Origin of the sequence: Paenibacillus sp. S-38 (assembly GCF_049942825.1) — a bacterium.
Taxonomy (GTDB): Bacteria; Bacillota; Bacilli; order Paenibacillales; family NBRC-103111; genus Paenibacillus_G.
In genome coordinates, this window is the sequence record NZ_CP187970.1 from 6,739,304 (window position 1) to 6,761,071 (window position 21,768).

The 21,768-nt window shown below is 61.5% G+C and carries 19 protein-coding genes and 1 riboswitch; of the genes, 6 read left to right on the forward strand and 13 right to left on the reverse strand.

Annotated features, from left to right (window positions below):
- Positions 1-93: 93 nt before the first annotated feature.
- Both ACP26L_RS29395 and ACP26L_RS29400 read left to right on the forward strand, forming a co-directional pair.
- Positions 94-993, forward strand: coding sequence for an EcsC family protein (locus ACP26L_RS29395; RefSeq protein ID WP_426448824.1), 900 nt, complete (start codon positions 94-96; stop codon positions 991-993).
- Positions 974-1,312, forward strand: coding sequence for a cupin domain-containing protein (locus tag ACP26L_RS29400; RefSeq protein WP_426448826.1), 339 nt, complete (start codon positions 974-976; stop codon positions 1,310-1,312). Before ACP26L_RS29395 ends, ACP26L_RS29400 begins: the two co-directional genes overlap by 20 nt.
- Positions 1,313-1,531: 219 nt before the next feature.
- Here the strand turns inward: ACP26L_RS29400 and ACP26L_RS29405 are convergent, their stop codons facing one another.
- Positions 1,532-4,030 carry an O-antigen ligase family protein gene (locus ACP26L_RS29405; protein WP_426448828.1) on the reverse strand — a complete coding sequence of 833 codons (2,499 nt, stop codon included), beginning with the start codon at positions 4,028-4,030 and terminating at the stop codon, positions 1,532-1,534.
- A 165-nt stretch (positions 4,031-4,195) separates the two neighbouring features.
- Positions 4,196-5,845, reverse strand: coding sequence for a stalk domain-containing protein (locus tag ACP26L_RS29410; RefSeq protein WP_426448830.1), 1,650 nt, complete (start codon positions 5,843-5,845; stop codon positions 4,196-4,198).
- Between the two features lie 350 nt (positions 5,846-6,195).
- On the opposite strand from ACP26L_RS29410, the gene ACP26L_RS29415 reads away from it, so the two are divergent.
- The gene (locus ACP26L_RS29415) at positions 6,196-6,669 is read left to right on the forward strand and encodes a MarR family winged helix-turn-helix transcriptional regulator (protein WP_426448832.1); all 474 of its coding nucleotides are present in this window, start codon (positions 6,196-6,198) and stop codon (positions 6,667-6,669) included.
- A 148-nt stretch (positions 6,670-6,817) separates the two neighbouring features.
- Here the strand turns inward: ACP26L_RS29415 and ACP26L_RS29420 are convergent, their stop codons facing one another.
- From ACP26L_RS29420 to ACP26L_RS29460, 9 genes are all read right to left on the reverse strand, one after another.
- A complete protein-coding gene (locus tag ACP26L_RS29420; protein WP_426448834.1) occupies positions 6,818-8,467 on the reverse strand; it encodes a b(o/a)3-type cytochrome-c oxidase subunit 1 in 1,650 nt (549 codons plus the stop codon).
- A 33-nt stretch (positions 8,468-8,500) separates the two neighbouring features.
- Positions 8,501-8,971 carry a cytochrome c oxidase subunit II gene (locus tag ACP26L_RS29425; RefSeq protein WP_426448836.1) on the reverse strand — a complete coding sequence of 157 codons (471 nt, stop codon included), beginning with the start codon at positions 8,969-8,971 and terminating at the stop codon, positions 8,501-8,503.
- Between the two features lie 22 nt (positions 8,972-8,993).
- The gene (locus tag ACP26L_RS29430) at positions 8,994-9,149 is read right to left on the reverse strand and encodes a cytochrome c oxidase subunit 2A (RefSeq protein WP_426448838.1); all 156 of its coding nucleotides are present in this window, start codon (positions 9,147-9,149) and stop codon (positions 8,994-8,996) included.
- Positions 9,150-9,400: 251 nt separating this feature from the next.
- Positions 9,401-11,038 carry a solute symporter family protein gene (locus ACP26L_RS29435; RefSeq protein ID WP_426448839.1) on the reverse strand — a complete coding sequence of 546 codons (1,638 nt, stop codon included), beginning with the start codon at positions 11,036-11,038 and terminating at the stop codon, positions 9,401-9,403.
- 65 nt (positions 11,039-11,103) lie between these two features.
- Positions 11,104-11,406, reverse strand: a complete 303-nt coding sequence (locus tag ACP26L_RS29440) for a DUF485 domain-containing protein (RefSeq protein ID WP_426448841.1) — start codon at positions 11,404-11,406, stop codon at positions 11,104-11,106.
- 173 nt (positions 11,407-11,579) lie between these two features.
- Entirely contained in the window at positions 11,580-12,242 is a 663-nt protein-coding gene (gene tenA / locus ACP26L_RS29445; protein WP_426448843.1) for a thiaminase II, read from the reverse strand.
- Positions 12,243-12,395: 153 nt separating this feature from the next.
- Complete coding sequence (locus ACP26L_RS29450; protein WP_426448844.1) at positions 12,396-13,190, reverse strand: energy-coupling factor transporter transmembrane component T family protein; 795 nt, start codon at positions 13,188-13,190, stop codon at positions 12,396-12,398.
- Positions 13,181-14,749, reverse strand: a complete 1,569-nt coding sequence (locus ACP26L_RS29455) for an ABC transporter ATP-binding protein (protein WP_426448845.1) — start codon at positions 14,747-14,749, stop codon at positions 13,181-13,183. The genes ACP26L_RS29450 and ACP26L_RS29455 overlap by 10 nt, the downstream gene beginning before the upstream one ends.
- Positions 14,749-15,342, reverse strand: a complete 594-nt coding sequence (locus ACP26L_RS29460; protein WP_426448847.1) for an ECF transporter S component — start codon at positions 15,340-15,342, stop codon at positions 14,749-14,751. The genes ACP26L_RS29455 and ACP26L_RS29460 overlap by 1 nt, the downstream gene beginning before the upstream one ends.
- Before the next feature lie 142 nt (positions 15,343-15,484).
- Positions 15,485-15,590: riboswitch (TPP riboswitch) on the reverse strand.
- Between the two features lie 220 nt (positions 15,591-15,810).
- Here ACP26L_RS29460 and ACP26L_RS29465 point away from each other — a divergent pair.
- The 3 genes from ACP26L_RS29465 to ACP26L_RS29475 all read left to right on the forward strand — a co-directional run bounded on the left by ACP26L_RS29465 (position 15,811) and on the right by ACP26L_RS29475 (position 18,490).
- Positions 15,811-16,065: a hypothetical protein gene (locus tag ACP26L_RS29465; protein ID WP_426448849.1), complete on the forward strand. Its 255-nt coding sequence runs from the start codon at positions 15,811-15,813 to the stop codon at positions 16,063-16,065.
- A gap of 218 nt (positions 16,066-16,283) precedes the next feature.
- Positions 16,284-17,075 carry an archaetidylserine decarboxylase gene (gene asd, locus ACP26L_RS29470; RefSeq protein ID WP_426448851.1) on the forward strand — a complete coding sequence of 264 codons (792 nt, stop codon included), beginning with the start codon at positions 16,284-16,286 and terminating at the stop codon, positions 17,073-17,075.
- A gap of 152 nt (positions 17,076-17,227) precedes the next feature.
- Positions 17,228-18,490 (forward strand): MFS transporter, encoded by a 1,263-nt coding sequence (locus ACP26L_RS29475; RefSeq protein ID WP_426448853.1) that lies wholly within the window; start codon positions 17,228-17,230, stop codon positions 18,488-18,490.
- Between the two features lie 174 nt (positions 18,491-18,664).
- Here the strand turns inward: ACP26L_RS29475 and ACP26L_RS29480 are convergent, their stop codons facing one another.
- Together ACP26L_RS29480 and ACP26L_RS29485 are read right to left on the reverse strand one after the other, a co-directional pair.
- On the reverse strand, positions 18,665-20,056 hold the full coding sequence (locus ACP26L_RS29480) for an HD-GYP domain-containing protein (protein WP_426448854.1): 1,392 nt from the start codon (positions 20,054-20,056) through the stop codon (positions 18,665-18,667).
- Positions 20,057-20,230: 174 nt separating this feature from the next.
- Positions 20,231-21,724 (reverse strand): PLP-dependent aminotransferase family protein, encoded by a 1,494-nt coding sequence (locus ACP26L_RS29485; RefSeq protein WP_426448856.1) that lies wholly within the window; start codon positions 21,722-21,724, stop codon positions 20,231-20,233.
- Positions 21,725-21,768: the final 44 nt, after the last annotated feature.

A 21,768-nucleotide genomic window follows, 5' to 3' on the forward strand; every position in this document is an offset into this window, starting at 1 on the left:
CAGCTTCGAATCATTTGGGGGTCTCTTCCCGTATATCGTATAATACTACCAAGAACCTCCTCGGCGGTCATTCTTACAAAGGAGCCGAAGACCATGAACGAAGAATTAAGCGTATATGAACAGCAGGTGCAGCGGAAGCTGGACCATTGGCGCGCCGGCCTGCTGAAGCCCCCGGGCATGATCGAGCGGACCTCGAAGGCGGTGCAGTCGCGCATCAACCAGGCGATTCCGGAGAAGGTGCATGCGGCGATCACCTCCGCGGTCAAAGGGATCGTCCAGACCGCCTTGTTCTCGATGGATTATATCCCGAAGAGCGAGCCGGCGGCCGGGTTGTCCCTGGCCCTGCGCGACAAGGAAGCCGAAGACAAGCTGGCCTTCTACAAAAAGCTGGCGGCCGCCGAAGGCGCCGGAGCCGGGGCGGGCGGGTTCCTCCTCGGCATGGCCGACTTTCCGATCCTCATCGGCATCAAGATGAAGTTCCTGTTTGAGCTGGCTCATGTCTACGGGCATTCCACGTACGATTACCGGGAGCGGCTGTTCATCCTCCATATCTTCCAGCTCGCCTTCTCGGGGCAGACGGCACGGCCGCCGCTCTATGAAGCGATCGCCGCATGGCCTCAGACCATGCAGTCCCTGCCCCTGACGAACACTTACGCAGAGCATATCGACTGGCGGAAGTTCCAGCAGGAGTACCGGGATACGATCGATTTTCGCAAAATGCTCCAGCTGGTCCCGGGCATCGGCGCGGTGGTCGGAGCCTGGGCCAATTACGGCCTGCTCGAGGAGCTGGGCGAGACGGGCATGAACTGCTACCGGCTGCGCTGGCTGGCGGAAGCCCGGGAGCGCGGCCCGCTCCCCCGCTCCCGCGGATGGCTTGGGGACAAGGAACGCGGAGGCGGGAACACCTTCACCCTTCCTCCCCTCCAAGACGCTTCCTCCTCCGGGAAAAACATCGTGAAAGAAGGCGAATCTCTTGAAGATCAGCAAGACTAACGCGGAACATTACCTGTGGGGCGGCACCTGCGACGGCTGGCATCTTGTCAAGCAGCCCGAGCTCAGCGTGATCCATGAGCGGATGCCCCCCGGCACGGAGGAGGTGCGGCATTACCATGGACAGGCGCGCCAGTTCTTCTTCGTGCTCTCCGGCTGGGCGGAGCTGGAGGTGGACGGCACGGTGCACCGCCTGCACCCGCAGGAAGGCTGTGAAGTCGCGCCGCTGGTGCCCCACCAGATGAAGAACACCTCGGGGAACCCGGTGGAGTTCCTCGTGATCTCCCACCCGCAGACACGCGGCGACCGGTTCGAGGCCTGAGGTCTCGGCCGCTGCCAGCGGAGAGGGCCAGTACGGGAGCTCCTCCCCGAAGGGGCCTGGGCCGGCAATAAAGACGGCCTGCCGGCTCTGCACTCTCCCCGCTTCCCTGGATATATCTATGGCTCCGGCCGCCTGATCTCCGCTGTACCTCGCGCTCTTCGCCGGCCTTCCGCTTCCCCTTCCCCTGCCACACGCTTCCTGTAATTACCTGCATCCGTGCTACTGCGCTGCCTGTGTCCCCATCGACAGCAGCCGCTGGAGCTCCGCCTGCTCGTTCCCGTCGGCGGCAAGCAGTCTGTCTCTCCATGCCGCGTCTTCCTTCCCGAGCTTCTGTACCGCAGCCGTATACCACCGGACAAGCAGCCGGTTGCCGGGCGTCTTCAAATCTTCAGGCAGCACCGGCCTCAGAAGGTCTGCCGCACCCGCGTAATCCCCCCGCCGGTACTCCACACGGGCCAGCTGCAGCCTTGTCCCTGGCGTTGGCTCGAACGGCGGCACCGCAATGCTTTTCGGTATAAGGTCAAGCTCCTTGTGCTTCGCATCGATCGTGCCGGCGAGCAGCTGCACCTGGTCCCAGTGCCGGTCCTGCTCCCGGAGGTCCCCCTGCGCTCCGGCCTTCTCTCCAAGGAGATAATGCAGCTCTTCGGCGCGCTCGTACCAGTGAATAGCCCAAGGACGGCTGCCGATCGCTTCCCTGGCGAGGGAGAGCGCCTCCTCGTCCTCCCCTTTCCACCGGGCCCAGGTGTAACCGTACTCAGAGATCTCAGCAGCGTAAGGCTCCCGTTCCTTCAGGGCGGCCAGAAGCGAGGCCGCTTCATTCAGGAAGCTCATCTGCTGCGTCTGGCTGTAGAGCGCGTCAAGAATCTTAATCTTGATCAGCACATAATCCGCATTGGAAGGCTGCAGGGCGATGGCCGAGTCGATGGCTTCCATCACTGGCGCAAGCTCTGGAGAAGGCTGCGATAAGAGCTGGATGGCCTGCGCGGCTTCGTTATTGCCCCGTTTGAGCGAGAAGGATACGAACAGCATACTCAGCGACAGTACCGCCAAGGCCGCAGGATACCCCCACCGGAGGAAAGAGCCGAGCCGCGGATACCGTCCGGAGTCCGCACGCTGGGGCAGCACCCCGGCCATGCCGCCGAGACACAGATAGAACAGCGCCGACAGAAAAGCATAGCTCATATCGAAATCCATGAAGCTGTGCAGGAGCAGCGCTGCCGCCATGACCGCCAAGGGCAGCCCGCTTTGCGGGTCAGCCTGTCCTGTGTCTGCGCCGGAAGCCCGTGCTCTTCGGATGTAATGGCGCACGTAGGCGGCAAAGATCCACGCGATGAAGCCGAAGATCATGAAGGTGCCGATCAGGCCCGCATCGATCAGGGTCTGCAGGATGAAATTATGCGCCTGCTTGCTGGAATACCCGTAGCTCTGATAAGCAGGATACAGGGAGGCCCAGCCTCCTCCGCCCGTGCCCGCGAGCCAATGCTCCTTGAAGATCCGCAGGGCGTCCGCATAGAAATATCCCCTCTCCTGTACGCTGTGCTGGGCGAAGTTGATATTCTCCACCCGCACCCGGATCGCGTCCGGCAGGAAGGCGAACAGGACGGGAGCCGAGGTGAGCAGCAGCACGGCTCCGCAGCCCAGCAGAAGCAGCAGCACGGGGAACTGTAGCCGGGCATGCTTCCAGCCGCGGCGCTCCGCCAATCGGGCCAGCCGGGGCTCCAGCCCCCGCTTCAGGAGCAGGGCTGCGCCTGTGCAGGCCAGCGAAGCCGCAAGCAGCAGCAGCCAGTCCCAGAGAGCGGACGCCGGGGCCGCACCCGCCAGTATCGCGGCAGCCGTCCGCATACTCGATGAGGTCAGCAGCGCAGCCAGCAGTACGGCTGCCCCCAGCTGGGCCAGCAGCACCACCTGCCGGGAGAAGGTGATCAGCGGCAGCAGGAGGAGCAGCACCAGCGGCAGCAGAACGAAGCCTCCACGGGAGAGCGTCATGGCGAGCGACAACAGCGCCGGCACCAGGAAAAAGGAATGCAGGGCCGCCGCCGCAGCGGAAGATGCCATGACGGACAGGAAGAGGCTCCCGAGAATGACAGCCATCAGATAAGCGGCGTAGGAGTTCGCATACGTGAACGAGGAGGTGAGCCTGATGCCGTTCGCATCCGAGATGATCAGGCCGTACTCCTGCACCAGACCGTACCAGCCGAGCAGGCCGTACAGCACCACCGCATAGCCGCCGAGCAGAATGACGTGCTGCAGGATCCGGCTTCCCGTGCCGTTCCTCGACAGAAGCAGGCCAAAAACAAAGAAGGCCGCAAACATCATCTGGGCGTACCACGTGTGATAGAACATATAGTCGGATACGGGCCCCCCGGCCCGAAGCAGACCGGGAATCAAATACGCGAGCGGTGTGCACCATATCAGCAGAAGGGGCGCATTCTGACGTGCTCCTGTACGTCCTCCTCTGAAGAACAGCAGCAGGGCCGCGGCCCCAAGGGCAAGATACACAAGAATATAGCTGCTGAACAGCGGGCTGTTAAAGGCCAGACTGTCCTCCGGCTTGTGTTCGGAACGGGCGTGCAGGAACAAAGCGCGTCCAAAAGGAGCCGCCGCCAAAAACACAAGGACGCAGCCCATCAGGAACAGATAGAGCAAAGAATGTCCGTCCTCCTTCTTGTCCTGAAGGGGCAAACGGTTCGTATGATTCGGGACGTACCTGGGGTTCATGGTCTATTTTCATCTCCTTCTCTCTAGGGTCCTACCTTTCCCAGACGCCCTCCCGGAGAGAGAAGTTTCTAAATTTTTCCTTATAAAAACAAAAAAAGAAACGCCCGGGAGACGGACGTTTCTGAAAGCTTGCCTTCATAACAAGCCTGCATTGCTTGGAACAGCTTAATAAGTGATTGTAACGATCCTCGTGGCATCGTTATACTGGACTTCCGCTCCCAGCACCTCGGACAACAGGCGGACCGGAATGAGCGTAAGCTCGTTCTCGAGGCGCGCAGGCGAGCCGGTCGCGTATTCCTTGCCGTTGATCTCGTACGCACCGCGGCCGGTGAAGAACGTGATCGTTCTGCCGTTCTTCGTATAGACGGCGGCCTTCCGGCTGTCATCCCAGGTTACCGATGCGCCCAGGGCGGCCGAGAGATCCCGTACCCACAGGTAGGACGAACCGTCCAGCAGGAACGGAGCCCGCTTCATCGGATACCTCAGCCCGTCGAGGCTGTACTGGTCGTTGTCCAGCTTGAACGTGACGACATGCTTCAGAGGCGCAGTCTGGGCCGCCGCCGCCAGCTTGAGATACGCCGAAGCATCGGTGTGCAGCTTGGTCTTGCCCATGCCGTCCGCCGGCTCCGTCCGGAAGCTCCAGGACTTCTCCAGGACCGCGGGCACGCCGTTGCGGGAGACATTCAGCTTTACATAGGCCTTGTACTCCGTGTCGGGCTGCAGCGGGGCTGCGGGAATCAGGATCGCCGCGTTCTTCAGATGGTCATCATTGGCCGGCGAATTCTTGAGCAGCTCCACCTTGTTCCCCGAGCTGTCGGTCAGCTTCGCATCGGCCAGCTCCACTGCCGTAATATTCGCTCCTTCGGCCACAGCCATGAGCGGGTAGCCTACCGGGTAGTCCGCTCCGGTATGCATCCGGATCGGGTCCGGATCTTCGTGGCCTTCGAATTGCAGAGGCACATACGGGTCCCCGGGAGCCGGCGACACGACCAGACCCAGCTCATCGGACTCACCCGCGAATCCGAATTCAATGACTACATAATCGCCGACCATCTCGATCCCGAGCTCGTTTGCTTCCGGATTGAGGAACGGCGAACGGTGATACGGCGCATCGAACAGGGTATCAATCGATTCGACCAGGGACCCCGTATAGAACGAAACGTCCTCCCCGAGCCCTCTGTAATATCCGGCAAAAACAGCACGGTCACCAGGGCCCTCACCGACGAAGCCGGGGAGGCCGGACTGCTCCTTATGCAGCGAGAGCCCACTCTTGGCGGCTTGATTGACCGACAGATAAGAAGCGTGGAGCTTGGCGGCCAGCGTCAGGTTGGGATTGAGCTTCAGCGGCTGCAGGCCGTAGAGCGTACGGTAGTCGTTGATGGCCTTCAGTCCGTCCTGCTGATTCTTCGAGTAGTCCGCTTTGACTTCACCCACCGCGTTCTCGGCGACCTCGAAGGTCCAAGTGTTCTCGATGGCCTCGTAGCCGTCGAACTGCAGGGTGACGAGGACCGTATGGGTCCCGGGCGACAGCTCTGCCGCCGGGGTGTAGATATAGCTCATCTCAGCTGTGTCGAGCGTTCCGGAGACGGCCTGGCCGTCCACCTTCATATGAAACGAGCTGAAGCGCTGGGGAGCATCCGTTTCGGCGATATCGAAGCCGATCGTCGGCTTTTTCACTCCCACCGTGCCCTTGGGGTAGGCCGCATAGGAGAAGGAAGCCGCATCTGCAGGCGGGGCCGGCAGCACCAGCAGTGTCGTGGCCAAAGTGATGGTCAGCAGCAGCTTCCACAGCCGGTGGTCCTTTATTCGTTTCATATGAATCAGTACCTCCATAGGGTAAGAATCTAGAGAATAGAAAGCAGGCAAGGACAGCAGACAAGGGAGCGGCGGAGGCCGCAGCGGCTTGTCTACATACATGTACGAATCCCACCCTCAAAAAGTTCTGCACGGACACAAAATTCCCTGCCGGATGAGTAGGGCTCAAGGCCAGTAATATATGGATGCCCGCCTCGTTCAGCCTGTATGGAACACCACCGACGGGAGCCATAATCAAGTCCCTTCGGCAGGGTTGACAAATGGGCCGATCTCCACTACTTTTAACTCAAGATATGCAGAACTTATAGATTACAGCTCTACCGTACTGGACGCCAGGAGGCCTCACTTCAATGAAAGAAGATCTGGACGAATCGCTGCACTTGTTCGTCGTACTGTCCCGCGCCAGCGAGTGGGTGATGGCCCATGCCCACCGGGATATCCGCCGGCACGGACTCAACCCTACCGAATACGGCGTGCTGGAACTGCTGTATCACAAGGGACCTCAGCCGCTGCAGCAGATCGGAAGCAGGATTCTGATGACCAGCGGCAACATTACGTATGTGGTCGACAAGCTCGAAGACAAAGGGCTCGTCCGACGCCGCCCTTCCGAAGAAGACCGGCGCGTCTCCTACGCGGAGATTACCGAGGAAGGATGCCAATTTCTGGACGAGGCATTCCCTGCGCACAGAGAAGCCATTGCCCACGCGGTGTCCGGCCTCTCCCCCGAGGAGAAGCAGCAGGCGATCTCGCTCCTGCGCAAGCTCGGACTGGCCGCGAAGGATAACTTCAAATGCGCTCCCGCGACGGGCGCCAAGCAGCCTTAGGGCCTTCCCCATCTGGCTGAGGCTTAGTTCTTGAATCAGCCCGGACTCCCGTCCGCATTCATATCTTAATTTTAAGATGATCCAAAAAGAAAAGCAGCGCAGTCCCAAAGACCGCACCGCTTTTCTTTTTTTGACGTCTTGCTCCCCGTTACCAGGTCTTGAAGCCCTTGGCCCCCACCCCCGGATGGTTCAGCATATCCATCACTGGAATCGTGTATGCTGTGAGAATCAGCACGACCAGGACCCCGATCCATACGCCCCAGCGCTCGAAGAGGGCCGGAGCTTTCTCCGCCGCGTCGCTCACTTCGGCGATTGGGAACTCCTCCGGCCGGCCCTTCGGTGACTGGAGCAGCATCACGATGTTGAAGAGCATGAGCAGGATGCCTGCGAACAGAATCGTGCCGCCGACGGCCATAGCCACGTGGTAAGGCATCCACAGCACGGCATCCGGGTGATCCTGGTAGGTCGTGAAGGACGTGCGGCGAGGTGAACCGAGCAGCCCGACCGTATGCATGGAGCCGGACATGAACAGCATGCCGACGAGCCAGATCAGCGTCTGGGTGATCCCCAGGCGGTGCATGCGGGCCGTCAGCTGCCGGCCCGTAAGCGCCGGAATCAGCCAGTACGTGATGCCGAAGAAGGTCAGCGCGACGGAGGTGGCCACCGTCAGGTGGAAGTGTCCCGTTACCCACAGCGTGTTGTGCACGACCGCATTGAGCTCATGACTGGCATTGATCAGCCCGCCGGCACCGGCCGGAATGAAGACCAGCATGCCCATGAACGGGGCAAAGAAGCGGACATCCTTCCAGGGCAGCTTGCGCAGCCAGCCGAACAGCCCCTTGGCTCCCAGGGAGCGGCCGTGCATCTCGAAGGTGGCGAAGAGCGAGAAGGCCGTCATCAGAGACGGAATGACCACCATGAACGTCAGCACGACCTGGACGTACTTCCATACGTTCGGGATTCCCGGCTCCATCAGCTGGTGGTGGAAGCCGACCGGGATGGAGAACAGCAGGAACATCAAGAACGAGAGGCGGGCGAGCGCATCGCTGAACAATCGGCCCCCGATCACCTTCGGGATGACCACGTACCAGCACATATAGGCCGGCAGCAGCCAGAAGTAGACGAGCGGGTGGCCGAAATACCAGAAGAGCGTGCGGCTCAGGACCACGTTGACCGTCTCCACCCAGCCGAATGACCACGGAATGAGCTGGAACAGCACTTCCACGGCGACGCCCAGCGTTGCGACCAGCCACATCGCCATCGTCACCACGGCCATGAAGGTGAAGAGCGGGGTGGTCCGGCCCGGGTGAAGCACCTTCCAATAGCGGTACTGCATGAAGATCCCGAAGCCGCTCATCCAGCTTCCGACCACGACGAAGACCAGCGCTACGTAGAACCAGGGCGAAGCTTTGAGCGGCGCATAGAACGTATAGAGCACCGTCGCTTTGTTCAGCAGGATGAGGACTGTAGCCCAGAGGGTCCCCGCTGTCATCAGGCCGAAGCCGAGCCAGCCGAGCCTGCGCGGCAGCCCGAGCAGGGTGCCGAGCGTACGGGCCACACCCGCATAGAGGAAGCCGATGATAAAATACGTGGTAAACACCAAGGCCATCAGAACCCCGTGTGCGGTAAGCAGCTGATAGTAGCCGATGCCAAAAGGCAGGACATGCGCTCCCCCGCGGACGAGCCCTTGAAGGAGGCCCGCCACACCGCCCAGGAACAGGGCGAAAAAGGCGAAGAGAATATGGGCCAGGATGAGTGCGCTATCCCGGCGGTCGAACGGTTTCTGTACGGTATCCATGCTGTCATCTCCTTTGCCTGCAGACTTTACTTTTTATTTCACGATCAGCTTCATCATCATCACTTCATGCGCTGCGCCGCAGTATTCGTTGCAGATCACGAGATACTCGCCCGGCTGCGTAAACGTGTAGGTAAGGTGGTTGACCTCACCCGGCACGACCATCATATTGATGGTGGTTCCCACGACCTGAAAGCCGTGCACCACATCGGAACTTGTAATATTGAAGTTCACTTTAGCGCCCAGCGGAAGCTCCAGCACATCCGGCTTATACCCGAACGCGAAGGCGATGAGGTTCGCTTCATACTCCCCCTCGCCGATGCTGCGCAGCCCCGGTTTATCGAACGGCGCCGTCGTGCTGAGCTTCTCGGGGTCCACGGTATGCCTATGCCCTCCCGGAGGCTCCATGCCCATGGCGAACGCCCCAACCCCCACAATCGTCAGGAAGACGGCCAGCATCGTAATCCCGAAGACCAGCCACATTTTCTCTAAACGGTGAATATGCATGATGCTTCCCCCCTCTCTTCTCCTAGTTCCTGCCCATAAACAGTGTAAAAACCCCGGCCCAGGTGAGGATCAAAAACAACCCGAGCAGCATGACCGCCGCGAAGGTCCCCTTCAGGGACGGCTCTTGATGCTCTCCCTCCCACGGCCCCGCTGCCGGACGGCTCTGTTCCTTCTTCATCGTGCGTTCCTCCTATTCTCTGTCTTCCTTAAATATGACTTATTGTAGCGGGGAAGCGGACCGCATCTCTGTGAACTGCATCACACGCGGTCCGTGCGATTCGTGAACAGCGTGCGGTCTCGGGGGAGCCGCGCCAGCAGCACAAAAAGGCCGACATCTGTAGGAACAGATGTCGGCCCAGCCATTGGCCGGCAGATATACCTGCCGGCGGTGCTGCATAGGGAGAGAGCTCGGAGCCCGCCCCGTCATAGTTACTGATCGAACGTTTGGGAGCCGGAGCCCGGCTTCACGCCCTTGTCCCTGCGGACCTTGGACTTCACGCTTCCTGCCGGAAGCGCCGTCTCCTCGGGCTTGATCCCGGTGTTGGCCTGCACGAGAATCTCATCGAACTTGTCGCTGTGCTCCTGCGGCACCTTGCTGCTCGTTGTCACCAGCGTGCCGATGATCGCCCCGAGGAAGCCGAGCGGGATCGAGATGATGCCCGGGTTGGCGTAAGGGAAGAGCGGCGTGCCGACGAGAATCGCCTTGCCGGCCTCCGGCGACCAGACGCTCGGCGAGAAGAACACGAGCAGCAGCGCGGAGATGAGGCCGGTCAGCATGCCCGTCACCGCTCCAGCCGTGTTGAATCGGCGCCAGAAGATCGTGAACAGGATGACCGGCAGGTTGGCGCTCGCCGCTACGGCGAAGGCCACGCTGACCAGGAACGCCACGTTGAGCTTCTGCGCGAACAAGGAGAGGAGGATCGACAGGACGGCCACCCCGACGGAGGCATAGCGCGCTACCTTCACCTGCTCCTTCTCCGTCACCTTGCCCTTGCGGAGAATATTGCTGTAGAAGTCATGGGAGAACGCCGACGCCGCGGAGAGCACAAGGCCCGTCACGACCGCCAGGATGGTGGCGAAGGCCACCGCCGAGATGAAGGCGAAGAAGAAATCGCCGCCAAGAGCCCGGGCCAGCAGCGGAGCCGCCATGTTGCCCCCCTTGTCCTGGGCCACGATCGCGTCATATCCTACGAAGGCGGCCGCGCCGAAGCCGAGGAAGATTGTCATGATGTAGAAGGCGCCGATCAGCCAGGTGGCATAGACGACCGAGCTGCGCGCCGTAGGGGCATCCTTCACGGTGAAGAAGCGGATCAGAATGTGCGGCAGACCCGCCGTCCCGAGAACCAGCGCCAGATTCAGGGACAGCGTGTCGAGCGGCACCTTGTATTTGTTGCCGGGATTCAGGAAGCTCTCCTTCAGGGGCGTCGCATTCTTCATCGCTTCGAACATCGTGAAGATCGAGAAGTCGAACTTCGCGAACACGATCAGGGATACGACGAAGGTGCCGGCCATGAGCAGGATCGCCTTCGTGATCTGCACCCAGGAAGTCGCAGTCATGCCGCCGAACACCACATAGACCGTCATGAGCACGCCTACGATGAGGACCGATACCGTATAGTCGAGATTAAGCAGCAGCTTGATCAGCGAGCCGGCCCCGACAAGCTGGGCGATCATATAGAAGATGGAGATGGCAATCGTATTGAGCGCGGCAATCCCGCGTACCCGGGAGTTATTGAATCGGGCGGCGATCATGTCCGCCATTGTGTACTTGCCGAGATTCCGCAGCGGCTCGGCCACCAGGTACAGCACGACAAGATAGGCTACGAGGAAGCCGATGCTGTAGAAGAAGCCGTCGAAGCCGGCCAGCGCGATCGTCCCCGCAATCCCGAGAAACGAAGCCGCCGACATATAGTCGCCTGCAATCGCGAGACCGTTCTGCCAGCCGGTGAGACTGCCGCCGCCGGTATAGAATTCACTGGCCGTTTTGGTTTTCTTGGATGCAAAGTATGTAATGATCAGGGTCAAGCCTACAATGCCGAGAAACAGCAGGAATGCGGTCGCGTTCATGAAATCCCTCCGTCAGCTAGGAAAATATTAATCCGTGTGGTCTTCTCAGGCATGCCCCCCGCTGCTCAAGCGTGCTCTTCGCGGATCTCTTCGATCATCCGGTCGTACTCGGCCGACTTGCGGGAGTACAGGATGCAGAGCGCCCAGGTCATGATGAACTGCGAGAAGGCGAATATCCAAGCCCACGAAACCGGACCCACCGCAGGCTGGTTGAGCACCTTCGAATATGACGTCAGGATCGGCAGCATGAAGTAGTAGGCCAGGAAAAAGAGGCTGAGCGGAAGCAGGAACTTTTTCTTCCGTGCCATCAGGGCCTGAAACTTGGGGGTGTGTGCTATGTCGGCATAACGCTTGGCTTGGGCTTTCATGACATCTCCTCCGTTTCCGAATGGGCAATATTGGTAGTAAGCGCTTCCAATATCATCGTTCCCATTATAGCGCTTCTTCTCATTGCCCGTCTAGGGGTAAAAAAAGCGCACAGCCCGCTCGGGCTGTGCGCTGACTATAGGCTCGGCCGCATGACAGAAGTGCCGGGCGGCTCTTATACCGGCCAGGCTTCCTTCCGGTAAGCCATGTCCCAGAACATGTACTCGTAGCGGCTGCTCGTCACGAAGTGGCGCTTCATCCGCTCGCGGTCCCCGGCGGAAGCCGTCTCCGCCAGCTCGTCGAGACGGACGATCTGCTCCTCCACGAGCTCCCGGAACCAGTCGCCCCCGTAGGCGGCGATCCACTCCCGGTAGATCGGCTCTTCAGGCGTGCAGCCGGCCAGTCTCTCTCCGATCTCATAATACAGCCAGTAGCACGGCAGGATGGCGGCGACGATGTCGCCGAGCCCTCCCGAATAGGCTGCCCGCAGCATATGCGAGGTGTAGGCGTACGAGGTCGGCGCCGGCTCGAAGGCCGCCCGCTCTTCCTCGGTAATGCCGAGCAGGCCGGCGAACTTCTCGTGAAGCGAGAGCTCCGCGCCGTACGTGCCCTGGGCGTGCACCGCCATCCGGTTCACCGTGAAGAGATCGTTCGCCTTGGCGGCCCCAAGGGCCTGGACGCGGGCAAACTGGGAGAGATAATACGCGTCATTGAGCACATAGTGGCGAAAGGCGTCAAGCGGCAGCGTGCCGTCGCCGATGCCCCTCACGAACGGGTGGTCGAAGCTCGCCTGCCAGCTGGCATCGGCGGCCTCCCGGAGTTCTTGCGAGAATCTCATGATTGGAGCCCTCCTATAGGGGAATGTAGGAATATGTTGTTCCGGCCCCCCGGCATGGACGGAGCTTGGGCAGGATCCGTGGGAGCGGCGCTGGGCCGTCTCAACGCGTCAGGCGCCATTCGTGCGTTGTGCCCTCCTGTGCCAATGCCCCGGTCAGCGGACGTCCGTGACGGACAGCAGCGGCAGATGTCCGCCGAGCAGCAGGCCCGCCGCCCAGATCAGAAGGGCTGCCGCAGCGAGCACGATATCGCTGGAAGACCAGCCGACGGCATAGTAGTACGTTCGCCCTGCGTCCGAGGTGAAGCGCTTGGCCTCCATGGCGACGGCAATCCGCTGCGCGCGCCGGATGCTCTGGGCGAGCAGCGGGATCGCATGCCGCTGGACCGTTTCGATCCAGCCCCGGATGCCCCGGGCCCGCTTCACGCCCCTGACCTTCAGCGCCATCTGCAGCGCCTGGTATTCGGTGACGATCATCGGCATCAGCCGGAGCGCCGCCATGAAGCTGTAGGCATACCGTGCCGGAAGGCGCGTCTGCTGCATCAGCGAATAGAACAGGCGCACCGGGCTTGTCGTCAGACCGAAGAGCAGGCCGAGCACCGCCATGTTGACGGTCTTGAGCCCGATATGAAGGGAGCGGTAGAAGCTCTCCTCGGTAATGTGGATCAGCCCCCACTGCAGCCAGGTCGTCTCCCCTTTGCCGAAGAACAGCATGGAGGTCGAGGAGGAGACGAGCATGAGTGCGAACGGCAGGGACAGCAGCAGCAGGCGGCGTGCCGGCAGCCCCGTCGCCGTGTAGAACAGCAGCAGGTGCAGCCAGGTGAAGTGAAGAAGCACATTGATGTTATGAGTAAAAAGCACCGCGAGGAACATCAGCACGGACAGCCCGATCTTGAAGGCCGGGTTCGCCCGGTGCAGCCAGGTCTCGCGGTACGTCCAGGTCAGCGGCACGGCGCTTCAGACTCCTTTCCTGGGGCGGCTTCCGCAGGACCTCGGAGCTCCCGGTAAGCCTCCGGCGGCAGATCCGCCGCCAGCCGGCCCCCGCGTACCTCCCACACCCGGGTGGCGAACCGCGCCACGATCTCGGGGTCATGGGTGACCATGACGATCGCGCTGCCTCCTCTTCGCCACTCCTCGAGCTTCTCGAGAAGGGCAAAGGTATTGGCCGCATCCTGCCCGAAGGTCGGCTCGTCAAGGAGCAGCAGACGCCGGGCTTTGCCGGTGGCCGAGGCCACGCTGAGCCGCCGCTTCTGCCCGAGGGACAGCTGATACGGGTGCAGCTCCCGGTGGCCGGCGAGCCCGTACCACTCCAGCACTTCCTCGGAGCGGAGGCGCACCTCCTCCTCCGGGAGGCCCTCCTGGCGGTAGTCCCAGGCGACCTCCTCGAAGACAGAGTGGGTTACGAACTGCAGCTCGGGGTTCTGGAACACGTACGAGGCTTCCCCGATCACATCGTCGAAGCCCTTCACGGCGCGCGTGCCCAGCATATAGCGGCCCTGCGTCGGAATGAGCTGCATCAGCGCCTGCAGCAGGGTGCTCTTCCCCGCCCCGTTCGGACCGACGACGGTGATCCAGTCATCGCCGAAGATCTCGGCCGAGGGCACCTCGATCTTCTTCTCCCGGCCGTGGAAGCCGCAGAACGCCTCCAGCCGCAGCAGGGGCTGGGCCACCTGTGCGCTGCGGGCGGCTGACTGTCCGCGCTCCGGCCTCAGGTCCGGACGGCGGTCGTAGTCCTCCCACACGCCCGGATACCAGATGCCGTATTCCTGCAGCTCCTGCCGGTGCTCCCGGAACACGCGCTGGGGCGGCCCGTCCGCCAGAATACGGGCGTCATGCCCGAAGAGCACGACCCGGTCCACGAAGCCGGCGATCTCTTCGATCTTGTGCTCCACGATCAGCACTGTCCGGCCCTCCGTTACCGCCTTAACAGTCTCCCACACCTCGCCCGTTCCTTCGGGATCGAGCAGAGAAGTCGGTTCGTCGAGGAACCACACGTCCGGGTCCAGCGCGAGCAGCGAAGCGATCGCAAGCCGCTGCTTCATGCCCCCGGAGAGAGAGGCGATCGGCACGTGAATGTCCTGCAGGTGAAGGCCGACCCGCTCCAGGCACAAGCGGATTCTCTCCGCCATCTCCTCCCGGGGCACCCGGAGATTCTCCAGCACGAAGGCCAGCTCTTCATCCACATAAGGCATGCAGAACTGCGTGTCCGGATCCTGGAACAGATAGCCCCAAGCCCCGGGAAGCTGGAGGGCGTCCGCTTTCATCGGGACCTCAATGGACCCCGGTATAAGGCCGGAGAACACCTGGAGCAGGGTCGACTTGCCGCAGCCGCTCGGACCCAGCAGCAGCACCTTTTGCCCGCGGGGCACCGCCAGCGTCAAATCGTCGAAAAGCAGCGGGGCGCTGCCCGGGAACTTCAGCCGCAGTCCCGTTACCGAGACGGCAAGCTCCTGCTGCCGGGCGGAGGGGGCACCGCTGCCATGCAGCACTTGCGTATCCGCTGAGCTCATTAGAACGTATTCTTCCTGTCAAGCGCTTGGTAATCGCTGCGGCTGGCCGGACGCACGAGCTGGGTCACGCCCGTTTTCTCCAGCGCCTTCACGATGACATAAGCCAGCGGGCCGGTAATCAGGAACGCCCCGACGATCCGGAAGACGATATAGAGCATCAGGTTCCAGCTTTGGAGCTCCGAGAGATACAGCTTGAAATAATCATACACAATCGAGCCGACGCCGGATGCCGCACCCGCGAGTCCTGCAATCAGCGCCGTATGCCGCTTGTAGCCTGCGGCTGCGAATACGAGCTCCGCCAGCAAGCCCTGCACAAGTCCGTACGTGAAAGCCTCTACGCCGTAGGCGGAACCCATGATCATTTCCCCCGAAGCGGCCGCAGCCTCCGCCAGGAAGGCTACGCCGGGCTTTCTCAGAATCAGGAATGCCGCGGTGCCGGCAATGAACCACATGCCGTAACCGAGCTGTTCGAGCTGAAAGCCCGGAATCTTAAGGACATTGTACACCTCATTCCACAACCGGTAGATCACGGCGAAGACGACGGCGATCACGACGGTAACGAGAATATCCGTCAGTTTCAAACCTTTGGACAATTGAATCCACTCCTTAAAAGAATATATGGAAGAAACCGGGGCGATGCCGAAGCGGACAAGACGCGCAGGAAGCGGCAGATACGCCAAAAAGCCGCCCCCGTAGCTCGGAAGCGGCATTGTAAGCACATGAAAAATGAACGGCGTGCTACGCTCTCCACTTCCCTACGCTGGTATCATCCAGATCAGGTTCAGAGGGTTTAGGACCTATTGGTCCAATCTCAGCCTGTGCGGCTCCCCTAGTGACATTTCCCATCTTATCACGATAGGCCCGTTTGTCAATGCCATTTCCTCTTTCTGCATATGTAAATAAAATTAGATGGAACCCCTAGCCTTCTCTACCGGTTTCTGGTACACTAGTCCTTGCTCGCAATTTACGTATTCTGCTTGAGTCAGAGTGAGTATTCATCTTGTGCTGCGGCATCTTCCATTGGAAGCGCTATCTTTAAAGAGAAAGAAGGAACGCGTCGAATGAATGAAACCGTAACCGTACCGATCGAATCTACTCCTTTTCTGGTTGGGCTCACGGCCGAGATGGTGGCAAACTGCTCTTACTGCACAATGATCTCCTCCGAGCCCGGATACCGTACCCCTGTCTCCTGCACCAAGCTGTCGGGCTCCTGCTGCCCCATCCTGGTCAATCTGGCTACCTGCCTGACCTGCGGCGAGTATAAGAATGCGTGCGAAGCGGATGAGGCCTCCTCTGGAGGAACAGACCCTTACTGAGGTAGCGGCGGACGGACCCGCAGCAACGAATCCGATATGGACTGACGCTTGTCTTTCACGACACTTGCATATAGGCTGCTTCGGCACGAAAAGCCTCCGGGTGGAGGCTTTTCGTGCTGTCCGGCCGTGTTTCTTTGTTGATTTGTGGCCTCTCTTATGTCAAGATAAGCGTTAGATTCCGAATACTTACATCCAAAGAAACAGGTGAACCCAGAAGCATGAAGATATCGTTTTTTCGGCTGCTGACCGAGCTATCGTCCCGCAAATTGGTGTCGCAGCTCACCGGCGCCTTTGCCAAGTCCAGGGCCTCCCGCTCCCTGATCCCGCGCTTTGCCAAGACCTACGGCATTCCGCTGGAGGATGCGGAGAAGGCCGTCCATGAATACGTTTCGCTCAACGACTTCTTCACCCGGCGCCTGAAGAGCGGCCTGCGGCCCGTCGATACATCGCCGGAGACCATGGTCTCCCCTGTGGACGCACTGATCACTGGAATGGGCCCGATCAAGGAAGGCTTGATTCTGAACGTGAAGGGACAGGACTATACGGTCGAGGAGCTGCTCAACCACAGTCCGCGGATGGTCAATTATAAGAATGGCTTCTATTATGTACTCTATCTCAGCCCGACCGATTACCACCGGATTCATTCGCCGGTGGACGGGACGATTATTGAGAAGGAGCATGTGCCGGGCAAGGTATACCCGGTCAATGACTTCGGGCTGAAGCATATGCGCCGCGTGCTGAGCCGCAACGAGCGGCTGATCACCTATGTGGAGCACGAAGGCGGAGAGGTGGCTGTCGTGAAGGTCGGCGCGCTTAACGTCTCTTCGATTCAATACGCCGCTCCGCTGCCGGATCTGCTCGAGCGCGGCGGTGAGCTTGCCTATTTCGAATTCGGCTCTACCGTGGTGCTGCTCACGGAGACGGGCACATTCGAGAGCCGCAGCGATCTGCAGGTGGGCAGCAAGGTCCGGATGGGCGAGAAGCTCGGCACTTTCCAACGGCGCGGCTAACCGGTCCGCCCGATATCCATACACGCAGGCGCATGCTGAGGAGCTGCGCCTGCGGTGATTTATTGCGGGCTCCCCGCCGCCGGTAGAAGCCCTGAGAACCACCGGACGCCGCCCGTGTTCCTGTACACACATGACCGAGAGGAGCCCTGACCATGCAGATTCAACCTGGGGCCGCCGCGGGCCCTGCCGCGAAGCCGGCGCCACAGCCGGATGTGCGGCCGACCTTATTCCGTATCCTGTTCGCGATCTCGCTGGTTCATTTGTTCAATGATACGATCCAGTCGGTCATTCCCGCGATTCTGCCAATCATCAAGGACAGCATGAAGCTCTCCTATATGCAGTCGGGCATCATCGTCTTCGCGCTCAACATGACCGCTTCGGTAATGCAGCCGGTCGTCGGTCTGTACTCGGACCGCAAGCCCATGCCGTACATGCTGCCGCTGGGCATGGGCCTTACGTTCCTCGGCGTGCTGGGGCTGGCCCTTGCCCCTAACTACCCGCTGGTGCTCATATCCGTCCTGCTCATCGGCCTCGGCTCGGCCGTCTTCCACCCGGAAGGCTCCCGCGTGGCTTACATGGCCGGAGGTCCGCGGCGTGGCCTTGCGCAGTCGATCTTCCAGGTCGGCGGCAATACCGGCCAATCGCTCGCTTCCATTATGACCGCCCTGGTCTTCGTGCCTCTAGGGCAGTTCGGGGCGATCTGGTTCACGGCCGTTGCGGGCCTGGCCATTGTAGTCCAGATGTACATCTCCCGCTGGTATGCCGGGTATCTCAAGGCTCATCCGAGAGCCGCCAAGCCGGCCGCCGCCCGTCAGATCGATCCCCTGCGGCGCAGGCAGATCTCCTTTGCGGTCGGGATGCTGATCTTCCTGGTCTTCGCGAGATCCTGGTACCATGCGGGGATAACGATCTATTATCCGTTTTATCTCATGGAGAAGTTCGGGATCACGCTGGAGCGCGCCCAGCTTTACATCTTCCTGTTCACGGCCGCAGGCGTACTGAGCACCTTCCTCGGCGGTCCGATCTCCGACAAGATCGGCCGGCGCAACGTCATCTTCTTCTCGATGCTCGGCTCGGCGCCTCTGGCTCTGGTGCTTCCTTACGCGGACGCGTTCTGGACCTACGTTATTCTGCTGATCAATGGCTTCATCATTCTCTCGAGCTTCTCGGTGACCGTCGTCTATGCCCAAGAACTCATCCCCGGCAAGGTGGGCACGGTATCCGGCTTGATCACCGGCCTGGCCTTCGGTCTCGGCGCGCTGGGCGCGGTAGCCCTCGGCGGGTTGATCGACGTGATCAAGCTGCGGCCTGTCATGGAGCTGGTCAGCTACCTGCCGCTGATCGGGCTGCTGACCTTCTTCCTGCCGCGGGACCGTACGCTGAAGGAGTGGTCTTCCGAATCCGGCAGCGTGTAACCGCCAGGATGGAATCATGGCCGCGGCGATAGGACCCGCTGCAGCGTCAACGCGTCAACTCCAAAAAGCCGCGAAACGTTAGGCACATTCAGTGCCTGCCCTTTCGCGGCTTTTTGCTGCGGGATCATCTTCTCCGCCGTACAAGCGTACAAGCCCTGGAAAGCCGCGTCCTGCTCAAGGCTCGCGCACCCCCATCGTCTCCTCCAGCATCCGGCCGAGAAGCTCCTGCGGCTCGCCCTCCCGGCTCGCCTCTTCGATCTCCAGCCAGCGCTCCTTCGGGATGCGCAGGAACGCCTGCACCACCTCCGGGCAGAACTGGGTGCCGGTACAGCGCTCAATCTCCGCCCTTGCCTCGGTATAGCCCCAGCCTTTGCGGTAAGGCCTGTCCGAGGTCATGGCATCGTAGCTGTCGCAGAGGGCGAAGATGCGGGCGAAGAGCGGAATTTCCTCCCCACGCAGCCCATACGGATAGCCTCCTCCGTCCCACCGTTCGTGATGATAGCGGACGACATCGAGCGAGGGGCTGAGGAGGGTGATATGCTTCAGCATCCGGTAGCCGATCTCTACGTGGCTCTTCATCACGACCCACTCTTCCTCCGTCAGCTCCGCCGGCTTCAGCAGGATTGCATCCGGCACCCCGATCTTCCCCACGTCGTGCAGCAGCGCTCCGCGGGCCAGATACCCGAGCTCCTTGTCCGGCAGGTTCATCTCCATCCCAAGACGCAGCGCGTAGGAGGTGACGCGGAAGGAATGGCCGTGGGTCTCATTGTCCCGGGAATCGAGGGCGGAGGAGAGCGCTTGAAGCGACTCGTCGTAGGTCCGCTCGATCCGCGAGACCATGGCCTCAAGCTCCCGGTTCTGACGGTCGATGGTACCCGCCGAGTTCCGGAAGACGTGATGAAGCGCAAGGAACAGGCCAAGCATCCCGAGCACGATGATCGTCATCAGAACGCCTTCCAGCCAGCCGATCTGCCGATCCTGCTCGCTGATATCCCGCTTCACCTCGACTACGCCGGCCACCTGCCCGTCCTCCCGCTGCACCGGCAGCCAGAGATGCAGAATATGGCCGCCAAGACGCTGGTACACCACCTGGGCGTTCGTGGCCGCTTTCTCCAGGGACCCGAGCAGGGAAGCATCCACCACCTGCCCGATCGCCTCCTTGTCGTAGGAGAACACGATGCGGCCGTCCGTGTCATAGAAGTTGGCGTCGAGGATCGAATAGAGGTCAAAATGCATCCGCACCATCGGCAGCATCCGGTCATAGCTCTGAAGCAGATCCGCCGGCGTGGGCCGGGTCATCTTCTCCGCATTCGCCGGTGCCTCGCCGGGGCTGCCGGAGCCTGCCTCGCCGGATATCTCCGGGAATATCGAGGCCAGCTGCGGAAGCTTGGCAAAATGTTTCACTACCGCTGCTCTTGTCAGCTCCACGGTATCGCGGGCGACAAACGTACCGCAGGCCCATAAGGTGACGGCCGAGAGGAGAACCCCAATGAAGCCGACCGACAAGCCCAGCGTCAACGTAAACCTCCGGTAAGGCGAGAGTGCGATGGAGGTGCTGCTGCCCATTTCCTTTCCTCCGTTCCGTTATCTGAAGCCGGCGCCGCCGGCACAAACCTAATGGTCATGACACTGAAAATACACCGCATAAACCCGCCAAAGTGGAGAACGATGGATAGGCCGGTGAAATCAGGGTCCAACATAAAACTATTCGACCCGCAGGCCGAATCTCCTGCCGGCAGCCTAACTTCTTTGGAGGGTCAACTCCCCTGCCCGGGCCATCCGCCGCACCCCTTCCCGGATCTGCTCCTCCGTCAGATGCGGGAAGTTCAAGTACACCCCGAAGCGGCGCCCTCCTTCGAGCTCCGCCTCCGCTTCCGACCAGCGGACCCCTTCCGCCTCTCCGGCGCTCCGGAAGGCCGCGTACGACGCTTCGCCACCCCGCCACCAGCCGAACAGATGAAGCCCCGCATCGCTCTCGGTCCACTCGATGAGCGGGCCTAACTCCCGCTTGACCGCATCCGAGAGCAGCTGGAACTTGCGCCCGTAGGTCCGCTTCATCCGGCGCAGATGCCGCTCGTACGCCCCGCCGGCCATGAAGGCGGCCAGCGCCTTCTGCTCGAGCAGGTTGACCGGGAACGGCTCGAAGAGCGCCTGCGCGCGTGTGAACGGTTCGACCAGCGGGGGCGGCAGCACCGCGTACCCGAGCCGCGTAGGGGGCAGCAGCGACTTCGTGAACGAGCCGACGTAGACGACCCGCTCCTCGCCGCCCAGCACGCGCAGCGGCTCGAGGCTCTTGCCGCGGTGGCGGAACTCGCTGTCGTAATCGTCCTCAATGATGACAGCGCCTCTCGCTTCGGCCCACTCGAGCAGCCGCTGGCGCCGCTCCAGCGAGAGCACCACGCCGGTCGGGAACTGCCGCGTCGGCGTGACGAAGAGCACGCGCGCGTCCCACGGCGAGGGAATGATGCCCTCGCCGTCGATCGGCGCGTCGATGCAGCGCCCCCCTGCGGCGCAGACCGCCCGGCGGAATCCGCCGTACGACGGCGTCTCCACCACGGCCGTCTCTCCGGGGCCGATCAGCAGCTGCGCGAGCAGCGCGATCGCCTGGACGGAGCCGCCGGTGATGGCGATCTGTCCAGGCTCGGCCGCCATGCCGCGGGCCCGGCGCAGGTACTGTGCGATCGCCTCGCGCAGCGGCTCCCAGCCCTGGGCCGGCTCGTCCTGCAGCCGGGCCGCCGGCTCTCCCCGCACCGCCGCGTGCAGGCAGCGGTTCCACTCTTCGCGCGGGAACCCGCTGAGATCCGGCGAGAAGTAGTGGAAGTCGATGAAGCCGCCGGAAACGGGACGGCTTGAGGGGGCCTCCCCGCCGCCGTGCACATGCTCCCCCGGCGGCGGACCGAGCCGCCGGCTCCACGGGGAGAGAGGGTAAGCCGGTTCATCCGCCGGCCGGGAAGGGAAAGCGCCGGTCCCGGTAAGCATGCTGCGCCGGAAAGCGACGTACGTGCCGCTGCCTGTCCGGCAGTCGACGTAGCCTTCGGCCGCCAGCATCTCGTAGACCTGGTTCACGGTCCCCCGGGATAACCCGTAGGCGGCGGCCAGCTCCCTTGTGGAGGGCAGGCGCGTCCCGCGCTCGAGCACGCCGCCGATCATGCTGTCCCTCAGCGCGTGGTACAGGGCCAGCAGCTTCGTCGGGTAGCGTTCCAGATTCGAATGGTATGGGATATGAAAATGCATAGCTGACGTTCTCCTCCATGCTGCGTAAGTCCGCTGCTGCGGTC